We start from the raw sequence: 18,825 nt of genomic DNA, 5'->3' as shown, positions 1-18,825 counted from the left end.
TCAAAACGGGATGGGGCTGACAACGTGCACCCATTCGCCCGTTTGGGGATGTTGAAACTTCAGTTCGGCCGCGTGCAACAACAAGCGATCCGCCCGTGCCCGCACAGTGTCGCTGGCATACAAGGGGTCGCCCACGATGGCGTGCCCGATCGACATCATGTGCACGCGCAATTGGTGGGATCGTCCGGTCACCGGCTCAAGTTCAACCCGGGTTGTGTCATGCAGGGCATCGCGCGAGGCGACCTGCCAGCGCGTCAAGGCCGGTTTGCCTTCCGTCCAATCCACCTTCTGGCGGGGGCGATGGGGCCAATCGGTGATCAGGGGCAGCGCCACCTCACCATGGTCGGCCAGCATCAAACCCGCCACCTGCGCCACATAGCACTTGTGCACCTGCCGTGTCTGGAACAAGGCGCTCAGATCCCGGTGTGCCTGCGGCCCCAGCGCCATGACCAAAAGGCCGGAGGTCTGCATGTCCAGGCGGTGCACGATCAGGGCCTGCGGGTACTCCAGCATCACGCGCGAGGCCAGGCTGTCTTGAAACCGCTCGCCGCGGCCCGGCACGCTCAGCAAGCCGCTGGGCTTGTTGACGATCAGCAGGGCGCTGTCCGCGTAGGCGATGTCCAGCCCCGTGTGCATTGGGGGCGTGTAGTCGGCCAACTGGTGCTCGGTCACGCCCACGGACGGGTTAGTCATCATGAACGAAACACCTCATTACCCCAAACCCGGACATCACAAAACCCCATGGCGCCTAGCCTAGCGCAGAACCTGGCAGGCCCTGCCACAATGGTATTTTCGCATTGCGTCTGTTTTGCACGGAGAGTCCACATGGCCAAAGTCCCCAAGCACGCGTTTGCCAAAACGCTCAAGACATTCAAGACTGCATCAGGCAAGTCGCTGCAGTTTTACTCGCTGCCCGAATTGACCAAGCAATACCCGAGCGTGGCGCGCCTGCCGGTGTCGATCCGGATCGTGCTGGAGTCCGTGCTGCGCAACTGCGATGGCAAGAAGGTCACGGCCGAACACGTGGCCGAGCTGGCCAACTGGGCCCCAGTGGCGCCCCGCACCGATGAAATCCCCTTTGTGGTGGCCCGCGTGGTGCTGCAGGACTTCACTGGGGTGCCCCTGCTGGCCGACCTGGCCGCCATGCGCAATGTGGCCGCCAGCCTGGGCAAGGCGCCCAAAAGCATCGAACCCTTGGTGCCGGTGGATCTGGTGGTCGACCACTCCGTGATGATCGACCATTACGGCACCAAGAACTCGCTAGACCTGAACATGAAGCTGGAATTCCAGCGCAACCAGGAGCGCTACCAGTTCATGAAATGGGGCATGCAGGCCTTCGACACCTTCGGCGTCGTGCCCCCGGGCTTTGGCATCGTCCACCAGGTCAACCTGGAGTACCTGGCGCGTGGCGTGCACCAGACCAAGGATGGTGTGGCCTACCCCGACACGCTGGTCGGCACCGACAGCCACACCACCATGATCAATGGCATTGGCGTGGTGGGCTGGGGCGTGGGCGGCATCGAGGCCGAGGCTGGCATGCTGGGCCAACCGGTGTACTTTCTGACGCCTGATGTGGTGGGCTTCGAGCTGACCGGCCAACTGCGCGAAGGCGTGACCGCCACCGACCTGGTGCTGACCGTGACCGAAATCCTGCGCAAAGAAAAGGTCGTCGGCAAGTTCGTCGAATTTTTTGGTGCTGGCACCACCACCCTGGCCCTGCCCGACCGCGCCACCATCGCCAACATGGCTCCTGAATACGGTGCCACCATGGGCTTCTTCCCGGTGGACGACAAGACCATTGACTACTTCAAGGGCACCGGCCGCACCAAGGCCGAGATCGAAGCCTTCCAGGCCTACTTCAAGGCGCAGAAGCTCTATGGGGTGCCGCAAGCCGGCGAGATCGATTACTCCAGCATCGTCAAACTGGACCTGGGCACCGTCACGCCCTCGCTGTCCGGCCCCAAGCGGCCCCAAGACCGGATTGAGCTGGGCAATGTGAAAAGCCAGTTCACCAGCTTGTTCAGCAAAAGCCCGGTCGAGAACGGTTTCAACCAGCCGGCGGACAAGCTGGGCCAGCGCCACAGACTGGGCGGCGGCGAAGAAGCGCCCCCCGCCCAGCCCACACCCGCCGGCGCCCCGCGCCAGGTGATGGAAATGGTAGGCAACCGGCCCACGCTTGAATCGGCGCAGGGCAAGCCCATCCAGAACGTCGATGCCGTCAGCATCGGCAATGGCGACGTGCTGATCGCCGCCATCACTTCCTGCACCAACACCTCGAACCCCAGCGTGCTGCTGGCTGCCGGCCTGCTGGCCAAGAAGGCGGTTGAAGCGGGCCTGACGGTCAAGCCCCATGTCAAGACCTCCCTGGCACCGGGCTCGCGCATCGTCACCGAATACCTCGAGAAAGCCGGCCTGCTGCCCTACCTTGAAAAGCTGGGCTTCACCCTGGCCGCCTACGGCTGCACCACCTGCATTGGCAATGCCGGCGACCTCACGCCCGAGATCAACGAGGTCATCACCAAGAACGACCTGGTGTGCGCCGCCGTGCTGTCAGGCAACCGCAATTTCGAAGCCCGCATCCACCCCAACCTGAAAGCCAACTTCCTGGCTTCGCCACCCTTGGTGGTGGCCTACGCCATCGCCGGCAATGTCATGAAGGACCTGATGACCGAGCCCGTGGGCCAAGGCAAAAACGGCAAGGACATCTACCTGGGCGACATCTGGCCCAGCAGCGACGAAATCTACAAGCTGCTCAAGTTCGCCCTGAACGGCAAGGCCTACCGCGAGAATTACGAGAAGGTGTCCAGCGACCCTGGCAAGCTGTGGAACAACATCAAGGGTGTGAAGGGCAATGTGTACTCGTGGCCGCACAGCACCTACATTGCCGAGCCGCCCTTCTTCAAGGACTTCACGCAAGAGCCGGTGTTCTCGGCGCCCGGCGTGACCGGCGCACGCATCATGGCCCTGTTCGGTGACTCGATCACCACCGACCACATCTCGCCCGCCGGCTCCTTCAAGGAAACCACGCCGGCTGGCCAATACTTGCTGGCGCACGGCGTGCAAAAAGCCGATTTCAACAGCTATGGCTCACGGCGCGGCAACCACGAAGTGATGATGCGCGGCACCTTCGCCAACGTGCGCATCAAGAACCTGATGCTGCCGCCCAAGGCCGATGGCTCGCGCGAAGAAGGCGGCTACACCCTGTATCAGTTGGACGACGAGGACCAGGGCGCCAAGCTGCCCATCTACGACGCGGCGATGAAGTACCAGGCCGCCAAGGTGCCCACCATCATCCTGGCAGGCGAAGAGTACGGCACGGGCTCCAGCCGCGACTGGGCGGCCAAGGGCACGCAATTGCTGGGCATCAAGGCCGTGGTGGCGCGCAGCTTCGAGCGCATCCACCGGTCCAACCTGGTCGGCATGGGCGTGCTGCCCCTGCAGTTCAAAGGCACGGACACCTGGGAAACCTTGGGCCTGAAAGGCGACGAAACCATCGACGTGCAACTGGGCGACGAGATCAGGCCACAGGCCGATGCCAAGCTGGTCATCCACCGCCAGGATGGCAGCGTGCAGGAGGTCGTCGTCACCCTGCGCATCGACACGCCGATCGAGGTGGACTACTACCAACACGGCGGCATCCTGCCCTTCGTGCTGCGGCAGTTGCTGGCCGCCTGACGGGTTGAATCAAAGAGTCAGGGCCGCTGATCCAGCAGGACAGCGGCCTTTTTCTCGTCAAAGCCCACCACCTTCACCTGCCCATCCTGCTCGATCACCGGCCGTTTGATCACGCTGGCGTTGGCCAGCATGACGGCCTTGGCGCTGGCCGCATCCACCACGCCAGCCTTGGTCGCGTCGTCCAGCTTGCGCCAGGTCGTGCCCTGCCGGTTGACCAGCACTTCCCAGCCGACCGCCTTGATCCAGGCATCCACCCGGTCCGCAGGCACGCCCTGCTTCTTGTAGTCGTGGAAGGTGTGGGCCACACCTTGCTCATCCAGCCAGGTGCGGGCTTTTTTAACGGTGTCGCAGTTGGGAATGCCAAAGACCAGAGTCGTCATGTTGGTGAGGCGCTGTGCGCTTGCAAGACAAAACCGAACTGTGGCACAGACCCATCAGAAGAAGCCCAGCTTGTTGGGGTCGTAGCTGACCAGCAGGTTCTTTGTTTGCTGGTAGTGGTCCAGCATGACCTTGTGGGTCTCGCGGCCAATGCCCGATTCCTTGTAGCCGCCAAAGGCAGCGTGGGCGGGGTAGGCGTGATAACAGTTGGTCCACACCCGGCCGGCCTGGATGCGGCGGCCAAACTGGTAAGCGCGGTTGCCATTGCGGGTCCACACACCGGCGCCCAGGCCATAAGGCGTGTCATTGGCAATTTGCAGGGCTTCGGCTTCGGTTTTGAAGGTCGTCACGGCCAGCACCGGGCCAAAGATTTCCTCCTGGAAGATGCGCATCTTGTTGTGCCCCTTGAACAGGGTCGGCTGGATGTAATAACCGCCTGACAAGGCACCACCGAGCTTGGCCGCACCACCACCGATCAACACCTCGGCCCCCTCTTCCTTGCCCACCGCCAGATAGGACATGATCTTGTCCATCTGCAGGCTGGAGGCCTGTGCGCCCATCATCGAGTCGGTGTCCAGGGGGTCGCCTTGCTTGATGGCGGCCACGCGCTTGAGCACGCGCGCCATGAACTTGTCGTAGATCGACTCCTGGATCAGCGCCCGCGACGGGCAGGTGCAGACCTCCCCCTGGTTGAAAGCGAACAGCACCATGCCTTCGATGGCCTTGTCCAGGAAGGCATCGTCGGCATCCATCACGTCTTCAAAGAAGATGTTGGGGCTCTTGCCCCCCAGCTCCAGCGTGGCGGGAATCAGGTTGGTGGCCGCCGCTTGCGCAATGACACGCCCCGTGGCGGTCGAGCCGGTGAAGGCGATCTTGGCGATGCGCTTGCTGGATGCCAAGGGCATGCCGGCTTCGCGCCCCATGCCGTTGACGATGTTGAGCACGCCAGGTGGCAACAGGTCAGCGATCATCTCGGCCAACACCAGGATGCTGATGGGGGTCGATTCGGCGGGCTTGAGCACCACACAGTTGCCCGCGCCCAAGGCCGGAGCCAGCTTCCAGGCGGCCATCAAGATCGGGAAGTTCCAGGGGATGATCTGACCGACCACGCCCAAGGGCTCATGGAAGTGATACGCGATGGTGTTGCCGTCGATCTCGGACAGCGAGCCCTCTTGCGCACGCAGGCAACCCGCAAAGTAGCGGAAGTGATCGACCGTGAGCGGGATGTCGGCGTTCAGCGTTTCGCGGATGGCCTTGCCGTTGTCCACGGTTTCGGCGTAGGCCAGCTTTTCCAGGTTCTGCTCGATGCGATCGGCGATCTTGAGCAGGATGTTGGCGCGTTCACCTGCAGAGGTGGCTGCCCACTGGTCCTTGGCAGCATGGGCGGCATCCAGGGCCAGCTCAATGTCAGCAGCACCGGAGCGGGCAGCTTTCGTGAAGACCTCGCCATTGATGGGCGAGATCACATCGAAATACTGACCGTCAACAGGGGCCACAAACTGGCCATTGATGAAGTTGTCGTACTGCTTCTTGAAGTTCACGGGAGCGCCAGCGGCGCCGGGTGCAGCGTAGATCATCTTGAGTCTCCTGATAGGGCCATCGAATCCCATGGGTCTGCCATGGCGTGCCAACACTTGAGCGCACAGCGCGTGCCACCGCGGGTTTCCACGGAACCCAACCCTGCCGCCACCCCAACCCCACCCTGGGCCTGGACAATCCCAACACTGTCACCCCGTGAAAACCCATGCGCTCCAATCCAGGCCACCTGTCCCGATTTGACACAGGGTCGACCCGCGTGTGTGACATGAAGCGGCGCGCCATACTCACCCCATGACACCGGCCCACCCCCCATCGGCCTCGGCCCTCAGCCAGGCTCGCCGCAGCCTGATGGAATCGGGCGAAGTGCCAGATGGCTTGGTCAACGACACCCTGATGCGCTCATGGCTGCGCTGCCAGCGGGCGGGCCTCAGCCCCGTTGACCAGTACAACGAGCCACCGCTGTCTGGCGTTCAGGAGCTCAAAGTCGCGCTGGCCTGCGAACACGATTTCCTGGCACACGCCCGGCCGGTGATGGACTTCGTGGCCCAACAGATGCAGGGATCGGGCAGCCTTGTGGCCTTGTCCGATGTGCGTGGCCTTTTGCTGCACAGCCTGGGCGACCTGGACTTTGTCTCGCGTGCCGACCGCGTCTCGTTGCGTCCTGGCGCGCTGTGGCATGAAGCCGACCGAGGCACCAACGCCATTGGCACTGCCCTGGCTGAACGCCGCGCGGTGGTCATCCATGGCGCAGAACACTACCTTGAGCGCAACAGTTTCCTGACTTGTGCCGCGGCACCCGTGCGCGCACCCAATGGGCAACTCAAAGGCGTGCTCGACATCTCGGGCGACCACCGGGGGCAACACCCGCACACCTTTGCCCTGGTGCGATCCGCCGCCCGCATGATCGAAGACCGCCTTTTCCACGCACGCCACCACCGCGACCTCATCGTGCGGCTGCACCCACAGGCCGAAGGCCTGGGCGGCCTCGGAGAAGGCCTGCTGGCCCTGTCCAGCGACGGCTGGGTCGTCGGCCTGAACACCCAGGCGCAGCAATGGCTCGCCCTGGACGACGCCCTCATCGGGGCCTGCACCCTGGAACAGGCCACGGGCACCCGCCTGGGGCTGTGGCCTGCGGGCAAGGTGATGCAGCTGCGCCTGCCCGCCATGGGGAGGCTGTACGCCCGCCTGGACAGCCACGGCAAGGAAACCGTGACTCTGCGGGACAGCCGCCCGACAGCGCAGACCCGCCCAAATCCGCCCTCTGAACCTGCACTCGACCCCCGTGTCGCCCAAGCCATGCAGCGGGCACTGCGCGTGCAGGCCCAAGGGATTTCGGTGCTGATCCAAGGGGAATCGGGCACCGGCAAAGAGGTTTTCGCCCGCCACCTGCATACCGAAGGCCCACGCAGCCACAAACCCTTCGTCGCCGTGAACTGCGCCGCGCTGCCTGAAACCCTGATCGAGGCCGAGCTCTTTGGCTATGTGGGCGGGGCCTTCACCGGGGCCCGCCGTGAAGGCTCACCAGGCCGCATCCGCGAAGCCGACGGCGGCACCTTGTTCCTGGACGAAATCGGTGACATGCCCCTGCCTCTGCAAGCCCGGCTGTTGCGGGTCTTGCAAGACAAGGTGGTCGTGCCGCTGGGCGGCAACAAACCCGTGCCCGTGGACTTTGTTCTGGTCAGCGCCACCCACCGACAACTCAAAGAGGCCATCGCCGAAGGGCACTTCCGCGAAGACCTTTACTACCGCCTCAACGGCCTGAGCCTGACCCTGCCCGCCCTGCGCGATCGCCAGGATTTCAATGCCTTGGTCGGCGAAGTGCTCACCCACATCACCCAGGACATGGGCCGCGCCCCGGTCGAGCGCGTCCACCCGGGCCTGATGCAGAGCCTGGCACGCCACCCTTGGCCCGGCAACATCCGGCAACTCCACAGCCTGCTGCGCACCGCCTGCGCCCTGCTGGATCCCGGCGACCACGCGCTCGACTGGTCTCACTTGCCCGATGACATGGCCAAGGAATTGCAACAGGCCACGCCGCTACCCCTTGCCCCGCATGGCTCGTCCCCCTCCCTCGGCACAATCCCGGCATCTGGCATCCTCACCCCCGCCGAACCCAATCTGCGCAAACTCACGGCCCAAACCATCCGACAGGTCATCGCCGCCAGCGAGGGCAACATGTCACTGGCGGCGCGCCAATTGGGCATCAGCCGCAACACCCTCTATCGCAAACTCAAGCAAGCCAAAGCTTGACAGGCCGGCGCAAGAAATACGTGCAAGAGGCGCGAGATCGGCGGCGCATTGGTTAGCATCTCACCCATGACAAACGCCGACCCCCAAGAACTGGCCAAATTCAGCGACCTGGCCCACCGCTGGTGGGACCCTGAAAGCGAGTTCCGCCCCCTGCACCAGATCAACCCCCTGCGCCTGGACTGGATCGACCAGCAAGCCAATATCAATGGCAAGCGCGTGGTGGATGTGGGCTGCGGCGGCGGCATCCTGGCCGAATCGATGGCACGCCGGGGCGCCAACGTGCTAGGCATCGACCTGGCCGACCGGCCCTTGAAGGTGGCCCAACTGCATGCCATGGAAAGCGGCGTGGCCAACCTGGATTACCGCAGCGTGTCGGCCGAGGCCTTGGCCGCAGAGCAGCCCGGCCAGTTCGACGTCGTCACCTGCATGGAAATGCTGGAGCACGTGCCCGACCCATCCTCGGTGGTGCGAGCTTGCGCACAGATGGCCAAGCCGGGCGGCTGGATCTTCTTCTCGACGCTCAACCGCAACCCCAAGTCCTTCCTCTTTGCCATCGTCGGCGCAGAGTACCTGCTCAAGTTGCTGCCCAAAGGCACCCATGAGTTCGCCCGTTTCATCCGCCCGGCCGAGTTGACGCGATGGGCCCGCGAAGCCGACCTGTCGACCACGCAGATGAAGGGCCTCGAGTACAACCCCATCACCCGCCGCTACTGGTTGTCGGGTGACACCAGCGTCAACTACATGATCGCTTGTCGCAAGCCCGCCAAGGCATGAGCAAAAACCCGGCCTTGAACTGGACCACGCCGCCGCAGGCGGTGCTGTTTGATCTGGACGGCACGCTGGCCGACACGGCGGGCGACCTGGGCGGCGCGCTCAACCATCTGCGCGTGCAACGCGGTTTGCAGCCCATGCCCTTGGACTTGTTGCGGCCCCATGCCTCGGCCGGCGCACGCGGCCTCATTGGCGTGGGCCTCGACATCCACCCCGGCCACGCTGAATACGAAGACCTGAGGCTGGCCTTCCTGGACGCCTACACGCAATGCCTGAGCGACACCACCGTGCTGTTCGACGGCGTGGCGCAACTGCTGGATCAGTTGGAACAGGCAGGCCTGAAATGGGGCGTGGTCACCAACAAGCCCCACCGCTTCACCACCCCGGTGATGCGCGGGCTGGGCTTGGATAGCCGCAGCATGACCACCATCAGCGGCGACACCACGGCCCACGCCAAACCGCACCCCTTGCCTTTGCTGACCGCCTGCGAACAGATCAAATCAGACCCGGCCGCCACGCTGTACGTTGGCGACGATCTGCGCGACATCCAGGCCGCCCAAGCCGCCGGCATGCCCAGTGCTGCCGCAGCCTGGGGCTACCTGGGCCACAGCCACGACATCCGCGATTGGGGCGCCGATGTGATCACCGAGTGGCCCCTTGATTTACTGGCCGTGCTCGGTTTGGGCCAACGCTGAGCGCGTCGGCCCGGGGCTCAAGCCGAACGACCGTAGTTGTCCTGGAAGCGGACGATGTCGTCTTCACCCAGGTAACTGCCCGACTGCACTTCAATGATCTCCAGCGGGATCGTGCCGGGGTTGACCAGGCGGTGCACGGTGCCCAAAGGGATGTAAGTCGACTGGTTCTCGGACAGCATCAGCACCTTGTCGCCATTGGTGACCTCGGCCGTGCCACTGACCACGATCCAGTGCTCGGCGCGGTGGTGGTGCATCTGCAAGCTCAGGCTGGCCTTGGGCTTGACCATGATGCGCTTGACCTGAAAACGCGGCCCGAAATCGATCGAGTCGTACCAGCCCCAAGGCCGGTGCACGCGGCGGTGCACAGTGCCTTCACTGCGCTCGCGCAGCGACAAGGCATTGACGATCTGCTTGACATCCTGACTGCAACTGCGGTCGGCCACCAGCACGGCGTCTGGCGTCTCGACCACGACGATGTTGTCCAGGCCTACTGTGGCCACAAGGCGGCTCGTGGCGTGGACCAAGGTATTGCGGCTGTTGTGCAGCAGGGCATCGCCCTGGCTGGCATTGCCTTGGGCATCTTGCGGGCTGACCTGCCAGACGGCATCCCAAGCCCCCAGATCGGACCAACCAGCATCCAGCGGCACCATGCGCACCACGAATCCGCTGGCAGGCTTGCCCGGGCATTGCTCCATCACGGCATAGTCGACCGACTCGGACGGCACAGCCGAGAACTCAGCCTTGCCGGGGCGCACGAAGCTGGCATCGGTGGTGCGCACATCAAACGACTTGCGCGTGGCCTCCAGGATGTCCGGACGGAAGTGCTCCAGTGCGGCCAACCAGCGCGATGCACGCATCACGAACATGCCGCTGTTCCAGAAATAGCCACCTTCGGCCACATAGCCCTTGGCGGTTTCCAGATTGGGCTTTTCAACGAAAGCGACCACGGCCCGCGCGCCGTCGGCCTGCGCTTGCTCGGTGCGAATGTAGCCAAAACCGGTTTCAGGGCGGTCGGGCGTGATGCCCAGGATCACGATGTCGCCCTTGGCAGCGCAACGCACCGCCGTCTGCAAGGCCTTGGTGTAGGCGGCTTCATCGGTCACGGTCTGGTCGGCCGGGGTCACCACCAGGATCGGATCATCACCCTCGGCCACGGCTTGCAAGGCGGCCAGCGCCACCGCAGGCGCCGTATTGCGCCCCACAGGTTCCAGCAGCAGCGACGAAGGCTCACCCTTGAGCTCACGCAGTTGGTCGAGCACCAAAAAACGATGCTCTTCGTTGCCCACCACACAAGGCTTGGCCACGTTGATGTCCTCAGCGGCCAGGGACTGCAAACGCAGATGGGCTTGCTGGAACAGGCTTTGATTGCCTTGCAGTACCAGGAACTGCTTGGGGTACAAGGCGCGGGACAGCGGCCAGAGGCGGGTGCCCGATCCACCGGCCATGATCACGGGAAGCAAATTGAGTTTCATACGGTTCTATTCAGCAAATTTCAGGCCTGTTTTTTTTGGCCCACCATCGGTTATCCAGCAAAGCCCTGGGGATTGTTGAACTGCCAGCGCCAAGAGTCTGCGCACATGTCGTCCAGGCCGCGCCGAGCCTTCCAGCCCATGGTGTTCAGCGCATGCGCCGGGTCAGCGTAGCAGGCATCTATGTCACCCGGGCGACGAGGGGCAAACACCACCGGAATGTCGCGTCCAGACGCTTTGCCGTAGGCCTGAGCCAGTTCCAGCACGCTGTAGCCTTGCCCTGTTCCCAGGTTCACCGTCAAGGAGCGGTTCTGGTCAGCGAGGTAACGCAGTGCCGCCACGTGGCCTTCGGCCAGGTCGCAAACGTGGATGTAGTCACGCACGCCAGTGCCATCGGGCGTGTCGTAATCGTTGCCATACACGTTCAGATGCTCGCGCTTGCCAGCCGCCACCTGGGCCACATAGGGCATCAGGTTGTTGGGGATGCCACGCGGGTCTTCGCCAATCTGGCCACTTTCGTGGGCGCCCACGGGGTTGAAGTAGCGCAGATACGCCACATGCCAGCCGCTGTCGCAACGCTCCAGCTCGCGCAGGATCTCTTCGCCCATCAGCTTGGTCTGGCCATAGGGATTGGTCACCCGCAGGGCCGCACTTTCGGTGATGGGCAGTTGCTCTGGCTTGCCATAAACGGTGGCCGAGGAACTGAAAACCAGCTTGAACACCCCGTGCCTTTTCATGGCTTGGGTCACCGACAGCAAGCCACCTAGGTTGTTCTCGAAATAATCCAGAGGCTTTTCAATGGACTCACCGACGGCCTTCAAGGCCGCGAAGTGCACCACTGCAGAAATGCCGCCAAACTCGGATTGGCCCAACTTGAAACACTGGTCAAGCGCTGCGGCATCGCGCACATCGCCTTCGACAAACCGGGGCTTGATCTTGCCCAGGTGCTCCAAGCGTTGCAGCACTTTGGGCGAGCTGTTCACGAAGCTGTCCACCCCCACCACATCAAACCCGGCGCTTTGCAGCGCCAACCAGGTGTGAGAGCCGATGTAGCCGGTGGCGCCGGTCAGGAGGATGCAAGGCATGGGTGCGGTGACTCAGTCGATGGTAAAGCTTGCGTTGCAGCTGAACTGACGGCCATCATGCCCAACGCGTTGGACATTGGTCGTCACTTGGGGATTGCTTTCAGCGGACTGCTTGTATTGCTGGATTGAGCAGCCCACCGAGATGGCGCGCGAAAAGTTGTAATCGGAGGCCAGCGAAACGACTGTGTAGTCGCTGGAGGTCTTTCCAGTGGGACCAGCTGAGGAAACATTGCGTGATGTGGTCACGTCATAGCGGTCCCAGCCCAAGCCGGCTGTGAAGCCCAATTTGGCGGTTGGAGTCCATCGCATGCGGCCATCTATGGAGGTGGTCACGCTGTTGATCGTGGTATCAACATAACGAATATTACCCAAGATGTAATCTTCAATGGTGTCATACACCCCTGCATTGTTGCGCAGACCTGTACCACTGCCGTCGTTATTGGTAACCCTCGCCGCTGACAACGAATATGTTGTCACTCCGGTTGGCTTGTAATTCCAATTCAAACGCCCCGTGAAGCCCTTGAAATCAGCCCGCGAGTCTGATTTGTACTTGTTCTTTGTATAACTCAGGATCGAGTCCAAGCGGCTGAAACCCGTCACTTGCCAATTCGTCGTGAAGTCAAGGCTGCGCTGCTTGATTTCTTCGGGCACCCCTGCAACGATTTGCTTGGGATACTCGGTATTAGCAGTCGACACGCCCAAGCCAAAGCTCAACAAATCACTGGTGTTGTAAACCAGGCGCAGGCCGCCTGAGCTTTGTTTGCGATTCTGGTAATCATCATAAGAATCCAGAGAATATGACGTACGCGCCATGCCCAGTGACCCCAACAGCGACCACCGTCCCGCCACCCCATACTGCAAGTTCATGCCCGCGGCATGCGATCTCACCATGTTCTTGGCCAAACGATTATTGAGCGGATTGTTTTCAACCGAGTTCAATTTCTCGCTGGTGGACCCATTGAGCGCCACGGCCCAATTGGAAGCGATTTCAGACACAAAGCCGCCGCTCAACTCATAGTTGTTATTGTCTTGCTCTTTGAAGTTTTTATGCTTGTCGATGCCAAACTTGCCCGATGCGCTGTAGTTCTGGCGTCCGTAGCTTTTATTCAAACCCAAGGCAATCCCGGTGCTGGAAACCACCTCGGCGTCATCAGAGGTATTTCTGGCATAGTTGGTGTCATAGGTCACCGTCTCGCTCAGCTTCAACGAAAGAGGGTCCGCATGAGCTGGCACAGAACAGGCCAGCGAAGCTGCCAAAGACACCAAACTCAGCGTGTATTGATTCATTTTTTGTTTCACGGCCAACCTCTTTCAGTAAGCGTTGCGGTCAAAGATCATCAGCCGGATGGTGCGGATGATGATTTGCAAATCCAGCCCCAGCGACCAGTTGCGCAAATATTCAAGGTCATATTCAACCCGCGCCTGCATCTTGTCGATGGTTTCGGTCTCACCCCGGTAGCCATTCACCTGGGCCCAGCCCGTGATGCCCGGGCGCACCTTGTGGCGCACCATGTACGCCTTGATCAGGCGACGGTATTCCTCGTTGTGCGCCACAGCGTGCGGGCGGGGGCCCACGATGCTCATGCGCCCTTGCAGAACATTGATGAATTGCGGCAGTTCGTCAAGCGAGGTTCTGCGGATGAAAGCGCCAAATGGCGTGATCCGTGAATCGCCCTTCGTGGCCTGCTTGACCACCGACCCATTGTCTTGCGAGCGCATCGAGCGAAACTTGTAGACGATGATCTCCTCGCCATCCAGACCATTGCGCTTTTGCCGGAAGATGGCTGGCCCGGGCGAGCTCAACTTCACCCCGATGGCCAGGCCCAGCAAGATCGGCGAGATCAGCACCAGGATGATGCTGCCCAAGATGATGTCGGATACCCGCTTGACCAGCTCGTTGGTCCCTGTGAAAGGCGTTTCGCAAATGCCCACCACTGGTACGCCGTTCATGTCTTGCAGGCGGCCCTGGATGATGCTGATGCCGAACACGTCGGGCACGAAGTAAAGCGAGGCCGTTGTGCCCTGCACGGCTTCCAGCAATTCCACAATGCGGGGCTGCGAGCCCAGCGGCAAGGTGATGTAGACCTCGTGGATGCTGTGGGCGTAGACGTAGTTGGCGACATCGCGCAGACCGCCCAGGCGCATGCTGACGGCCTCGGACAATACGCGGCTGTCGGTGCGGTCGTCGAAATAGCCGACGAACTCGGTGCCCTGGTCCAGGTTGCTTTGCAGGGCGCGGGCGACCTTGCCGCCCAAAGGCCCCGCCCCCACCACGATGGCACGCCGCCGGGCGTTGGGCTGGGAGGCGCGGTGCTTCAAGATGGCCTTGCCGATCAACACCGCGATCCATTGCAACACCGGTGTGACCACGGCCCAGGTCAACATCACCGTGAAGTCGAAGAACATCAGGCTGTTGGTGGCATAGCCGCAAAGCCACAAGATCAGCAACATCGACACCCATGAACTGGCGATGTCCACACCGGCTTCCAACCGAGAGTCATTGAAGCGATTGCGCTCTGGGAATGTCAAGGCAAACACCAGCAAGCACAGCGCCATCGATGCGCGCAGAACTGGCTCGTCGTAGTACGCCATGGTGCCCAGCAGGGAAACCACCGTGACCAGGGGCTCCAGGAACGCTGCGATGAAAGACGTGACCGACTGCGGTGCGTTGAAAAACGTGCGGTTGTAGTTGCGGTTATTGAACATGTGCACCAGGGGCAGACCCCAAGGCCCCGGAAATCGTTGAACTCTGCCCACGTCATGGTCGTAGACAGCCCATGACCACAGCTGGCCCAGGGTCGGGCGCCATGCATAAAGTCTGCCAATGATTGTGGCTCAAAAAGCATGACAAATGAAACGGTGCCCACCCCAATTGGTAGCCGTCCGTTTCAACTGTCGGCCCACACCTACAATTAGTTCATGGCAATTAACCCCCTCTCCTGGATTGGCCCGCTGGCGTTGCCGCGGCTTGCACTGCTGCTCAACCACGTGGTGGCCAGCGAACCGGTGGCCATGGCCAAGCTCAAGTCGCACGTGGGCCGAACCATCGACATCCGCTGGACTTCCTCGTTCGTGCCGCCTTTCGCAGCCTGGTTGGCACCGGGCAGCACCAGCGCCGACTGGGCGCCCCGCCCCGTCCGCCTGACCGTCACCCCGGCGGGCCTGTTTGAAGTGGCCACCGCCGATGGTGCCCCCGACACCCCTGTCGGCTTGACCCTGACCGTGCACTTGACAGCCCCTTGGACGATGGCGCGGCGAGCGCTGCAAGGTGAGCGCCCCGAAGTCAGCATCGATGGCGACGCTGCACTGGCCGAAACGGCATCCTGGCTGATGAAAAACCTGCGTTGGGACCTCGAGGACGATCTGGCCAGGTGGCTGGGCAACACACCCAGCCAGGTGCTGCGCTCCGTGGGCGAGAGCCTGAAGGAGGCCGTGCTGCGCTGGCGCCCGGATGTGGGCCGCCGATCCGGCTTCCATGACGCCAAGCGCTGACCGGCCACGGGAGCCCTGATGCGCGCCTTGTTCATTGGCCTGATCTTCTTGCGGTACGGACTGGATGCCCTGGCGCTGGACAGCCTGCAACGCCCCAGCCTGCGCCTGCTGTCTCGCATCATCTCGACGGGGCGGCGGTTGCACGCGCCACGCGGCGAGCGCTTGCGTCAGGCCCTTGAACGCCTGGGCCCTGTCTTCGTCAAGTTCGGGCAGATGCTGTCCACGCGCCGTGACCTGCTGCCGCCCGATGTGGCCGATGAGCTGGCCAAGCTGCAGGACCGGGTTCCGCCCTTCCCGGGCGAAGAGTCGATGAAGCTGGTGGAAAAAGCCCTGGGCAAACCCATCTCCGCCATTTTCAAGCAGTTCGACACCGAGCCGGTGGCCAGCGCTTCCATCGCGCAAGTGCACTTCGCCGTGCTGCACGATGGGCGCGAGGTGGCCGTCAAGGTGCTGCGGCCCCGCATGCTGCGCGTGATCGACGATGACCTGGCGCTGATGCGCAAGCTGGCCGGCTGGGTGGAATTTTTATGGGCCGATGGCCGCCGTCTCAAGCCACGCCTGGTGGTGGCCGAGTTCGACAAATACCTGCACGACGAGCTGGACCTGGTCCGCGAGGCCGCCAATGCCGCGCAATTGCGCCGCAATATGAAAAGCCTCGACCTGGTCCTGGTGCCTGAGATGATCTGGGACCATTGCACCGCCACCGTCATGGTGATGGAGCGCATGAAGGGCGTGCCGATCAGCCACATGGCGCGCCTGCGCGACGCCGGCGTCGACATCAAGAAACTGGCGCGCGACGGAGTGACCATCTTCTTCACCCAGGTGTTCCGCGATGGCTTCTTCCACGCCGACATGCACCCCGGCAACATCCAGGTCAGCCTGGCCCCCGAGACCTTTGGCCGCTACATCGCACTCGACTTCGGCATCATCGGCACGCTGACCGAGGTCGACAAGGAGTACCTGTCGCAGAACTTCATCGCCTTCTTCCGCCGCGACTACAAACGCGTGGCCGAGTTGCACATCGAAAGCGGCTGGGTGCCGCCCAACACGCGCGTCGACGAGCTGGAAAGCGCGGTGCGCACGGTTTGCGAGCCCTACTTCGACCGCCCCCTGAAGGACCTCTCGCTTGGATTGGTTTTGTTGCGTCTGTTTCAAATCTCTCGGCGCTTCAATGTGGAGATCCAGCCACAGCTCGTGCTGCTGCAAAAGACTTTGCTCAATGTGGAAGGACTGGGCCGGCAACTTGACCCCGATCTGGACCTGTGGAGCACCGCCAAGCCGTTCCTGGAACGTTGGATGAACGAACAGGTCGGCTGGCGTGGTCTGCTGGAGCGCTTGAAGCAGGAAGCCCCACGCTACGCCAAGCTGCTGCCCGAGCTGCCGCGCTTGCTGCACAACAACCTGGAGCGAGGCGATGTGGGCTTGCGGCGTGACTTGGCCGCCATCCTGAAAGAGCAACGCAAGACCAACCGCACGATGACCGCCGCCTTGTGGGTGGGCATGGGTTTCGTGATGGGGCTGCTGGTGGCGCAACTCTTGCTCAAGCTGCACCTTGCCGGCATGATTTAGGCGAGCAAGGCCTTACACTGCGCGCCGATCCTCGGCCCGACGTGAAAGGTTTTTGGCGACATGAACACCACTTTGCTCTGGTTTGTGATCCTGTACCTGGTGGGAACCATGGGCATCGGGGTCTACGCCGGCACACGCATCAAGAACACGACCGACTTTGCGGTAGCGGGCCGCAGCCTGCCCCTGGCCATGGTGATCACCACCACGTTCGCGACCTGGTTTGGCGCCGAAACCGTGATGGGCATCCCGGCCAAGTTCGTGCAAGGCGGCCTGAACGCCGTGGTGGAAGACCCTTTTGGCGCTTCCATGTGCCTGGTGCTGGTGGGCGCATTTTTCGCCACCAAGCTGTACAAGATGAAGCTGCTCACCATCGGCGACTTCTACCGGGCCCGGTTTGGCGAAGGCGTAGAAATCTTCTGCTCGGTCGCCATCATCCTGAGCTACCTGGGCTGGGTGGCCGCGCAGATCACGGCACTGGGCCTGGTGTTTTCAGTGTTGTCCGGTGGCACCATCGAGCCCTGGATGGGCATGGTCATCGGCACCAGCCTGGTGCTGGTCTACGTGCTGATCGGCGGCATGCTGGCCGTGGCCTGGACCGATTTCATCCAGATGATCGTGTTGGTCGTCGGCCTGTCCTTGATCGCTGTGATGGCTAGCGAGCAGGCCGGTGGCGCCGACAAGGTCGTGGCACTGGCCCAATCCAACGACTGGTTCAAGATCTGGCCGGAGCACACGCCCTCGGGCTGGATCGCCTTCATTGCCGCGGCGATCACCATGATGTTTGGCTCGATCCCGCAGCAAGACGTTTTCCAGCGCGTGATGTCGGCCAAGGACAGCAAGACCGCCAGCCGAGGCGCCGTGATCGGCGGCTTCAGCTACCTGGCGTTTGCGTTTGTGCCCATGTTCATCGTGGCAGCCTCCATGATCATCATGCCGGCCGAATCGCAAGCCTTGCTGGCCAATGACCCGCAAAAGGTGCTGCCCACCCTGATCCTGACGCACATGCCACTGGTGGCGCAGATCTTCTTTTTCGGCGCGCTGGTCTCGGCCATCAAATCGACTTCGTCGGCCACCTTGCTGGCACCTTCGACCAGCTTCGTTGAGAACATCCTCAAGAACATCAAGCCCGGCATGAGCGACAAGCAGGTGCTGTTGGCACTGCGGATCACGATCTTCGCGTTCACCGCGCTGGTGCTGGCCTATGCCATCGTGATGGAGGGCACGCCCATCTATGACCTCGTGTCATCGGCCTACCAGGTGCCTTTGGTGGCCGCGTTTGTGCCTTTGACGATGGGCCTGTATTGGTCGCGCGCCACCACGCAGGGCGCGGTGCTCTCGATTGCTCTGGGGATTGGCGTGTGGGGTGCGTTCCTGCTTCATGCGCCCTGGGGCGAGGCGTTTCCGGGCCAGTTGGCTGGCCTGATCGCTGCATTCGCCGGCATGGTCATTGGTTCATTGGCGCCCCAGTTCATCACGGACCACCGCCATCGAAAGCACCACAAGGCCTGAGTTGGGCACGTAGAATACTGGCTTTACTGGAAAACCCGAAGGTTTGAGATGCCGATTTACGCCTACCGCTGTGAGTCTTGCGGTCATGCCAAAGACGTTTTGCAAAAAATGTCCGATCCCGTCCTGTCCACCTGCCCGGCCTGTGGGGCTGAAAGCTTCAAAAAACAATTGACGGCAGCGGGGTTTCAGTTGAAGGGATCGGGTTGGTACGTGACCGACTTCCGTGGCGGCAACACCGCTGGCGCCCCCGCTGAGTCCAAAGACAAAGTTGCTTCAGCCAGCACGGACACGGCCGCCCCCTCGGCAGCACCCGCTGCCACGCCAGCAGCCCCTGCCAGCACCACCACGCCCTCCTCGGGCGGCAGCTCACCTGCCAGCACCTGAGCGGCATCA

General features: G+C 62.3%; 15 protein-coding genes. 8 read left to right on the top strand and 7 right to left on the bottom strand.

Features of this window, described 5'->3' with window-relative positions; all coding sequences use genetic code 11:
- Positions 1-696, bottom strand: a complete 696-nt coding sequence (locus LQ232_RS19465) for a pseudouridine synthase (RefSeq protein ID WP_371820323.1) — start codon at positions 694-696, stop codon at positions 1-3.
- A gap of 129 nt (positions 697-825) precedes the next feature.
- On the opposite strand from LQ232_RS19465, the gene LQ232_RS19460 reads away from it, so the two are divergent.
- Entirely contained in the window at positions 826-3,675 is a 2,850-nt protein-coding gene (locus tag LQ232_RS19460; RefSeq protein ID WP_230182044.1) for an aconitate hydratase, read from the top strand.
- Positions 3,676-3,692: 17 nt separating this feature from the next.
- Here the strand turns inward: LQ232_RS19460 and LQ232_RS19455 are convergent, their stop codons facing one another.
- Both LQ232_RS19455 and LQ232_RS19450 read right to left on the bottom strand, forming a co-directional pair.
- Positions 3,693-4,055, bottom strand: coding sequence for an ArsC family reductase (locus LQ232_RS19455; RefSeq protein WP_230182043.1), 363 nt, complete (start codon positions 4,053-4,055; stop codon positions 3,693-3,695).
- Positions 4,056-4,109: 54 nt separating this feature from the next.
- The gene (locus tag LQ232_RS19450; RefSeq protein ID WP_230182042.1) at positions 4,110-5,630 is read right to left on the bottom strand and encodes an aldehyde dehydrogenase family protein; all 1,521 of its coding nucleotides are present in this window, start codon (positions 5,628-5,630) and stop codon (positions 4,110-4,112) included.
- A 253-nt stretch (positions 5,631-5,883) separates the two neighbouring features.
- Here LQ232_RS19450 and LQ232_RS19445 point away from each other — a divergent pair, with 253 nt between their 5' ends.
- The 3 genes from LQ232_RS19445 (at position 5,884) to LQ232_RS19435 (ending at position 9,308) form a co-directional block, all read left to right on the top strand.
- Positions 5,884-7,842 (top strand): sigma-54-dependent Fis family transcriptional regulator, encoded by a 1,959-nt coding sequence (locus LQ232_RS19445; protein WP_230182041.1) that lies wholly within the window; start codon positions 5,884-5,886, stop codon positions 7,840-7,842.
- 66 nt (positions 7,843-7,908) lie between these two features.
- Complete coding sequence (ubiG, locus tag LQ232_RS19440; RefSeq protein WP_230182040.1) at positions 7,909-8,616, top strand: bifunctional 2-polyprenyl-6-hydroxyphenol methylase/3-demethylubiquinol 3-O-methyltransferase UbiG; 708 nt, start codon at positions 7,909-7,911, stop codon at positions 8,614-8,616.
- On the top strand, positions 8,613-9,308 hold the full coding sequence (locus LQ232_RS19435) for an HAD-IA family hydrolase (RefSeq protein WP_230182039.1): 696 nt from the start codon (positions 8,613-8,615) through the stop codon (positions 9,306-9,308). The genes ubiG and LQ232_RS19435 overlap by 4 nt, the downstream gene beginning before the upstream one ends.
- 17 nt (positions 9,309-9,325) lie before the next feature.
- Here the strand turns inward: LQ232_RS19435 and LQ232_RS19430 are convergent, their stop codons facing one another.
- From LQ232_RS19430 to LQ232_RS19415, 4 genes are read right to left on the bottom strand one after another with little or no spacing between them, the layout of a single operon-like run.
- Positions 9,326-10,780, bottom strand: coding sequence for a mannose-1-phosphate guanylyltransferase/mannose-6-phosphate isomerase (locus LQ232_RS19430; RefSeq protein ID WP_230182038.1), 1,455 nt, complete (start codon positions 10,778-10,780; stop codon positions 9,326-9,328).
- A 50-nt stretch (positions 10,781-10,830) separates the two neighbouring features.
- A complete protein-coding gene (gene galE, locus LQ232_RS19425; RefSeq protein ID WP_230182037.1) occupies positions 10,831-11,862 on the bottom strand; it encodes a UDP-glucose 4-epimerase GalE in 1,032 nt (343 codons plus the stop codon).
- Between the two features lie 12 nt (positions 11,863-11,874).
- A complete protein-coding gene (locus tag LQ232_RS19420) occupies positions 11,875-13,161 on the bottom strand; it encodes a hypothetical protein (protein ID WP_230182036.1) in 1,287 nt (428 codons plus the stop codon).
- Between the two features lie 12 nt (positions 13,162-13,173).
- Positions 13,174-14,568, bottom strand: coding sequence for an undecaprenyl-phosphate glucose phosphotransferase (locus LQ232_RS19415; RefSeq protein WP_230182035.1), 1,395 nt, complete (start codon positions 14,566-14,568; stop codon positions 13,174-13,176).
- Positions 14,569-14,781: 213 nt separating this feature from the next.
- Here LQ232_RS19415 and LQ232_RS19410 point away from each other — a divergent pair, with 213 nt between their 5' ends.
- The 4 genes from LQ232_RS19410 to LQ232_RS19395 are packed head-to-tail and all read left to right on the top strand — an operon-like array spanning position 14,782 to position 18,816.
- Complete coding sequence (locus tag LQ232_RS19410; RefSeq protein WP_230182034.1) at positions 14,782-15,354, top strand: hypothetical protein; 573 nt, start codon at positions 14,782-14,784, stop codon at positions 15,352-15,354.
- Positions 15,355-15,372: 18 nt separating this feature from the next.
- A complete protein-coding gene (gene ubiB / locus LQ232_RS19405; protein ID WP_230182033.1) occupies positions 15,373-16,923 on the top strand; it encodes a ubiquinone biosynthesis regulatory protein kinase UbiB in 1,551 nt (516 codons plus the stop codon).
- A gap of 60 nt (positions 16,924-16,983) precedes the next feature.
- Entirely contained in the window at positions 16,984-18,432 is a 1,449-nt protein-coding gene (locus LQ232_RS19400; protein WP_230182032.1) for a sodium:solute symporter family protein, read from the top strand.
- A gap of 48 nt (positions 18,433-18,480) precedes the next feature.
- On the top strand, positions 18,481-18,816 hold the full coding sequence (locus LQ232_RS19395) for an FmdB family zinc ribbon protein (RefSeq protein WP_230182031.1): 336 nt from the start codon (positions 18,481-18,483) through the stop codon (positions 18,814-18,816).
- Positions 18,817-18,825 lie beyond the last annotated feature (9 nt).

The organism is Aquabacterium sp. CECT 9606 (assembly GCF_918741295.1).
Taxonomy (GTDB): Bacteria; Pseudomonadota; Gammaproteobacteria; order Burkholderiales; family Burkholderiaceae_C; genus Aquabacterium.
The sequence above is the reverse complement of the archived record's forward strand: the minus strand, read 5'-3'. Positions and strand labels throughout refer to the sequence as shown.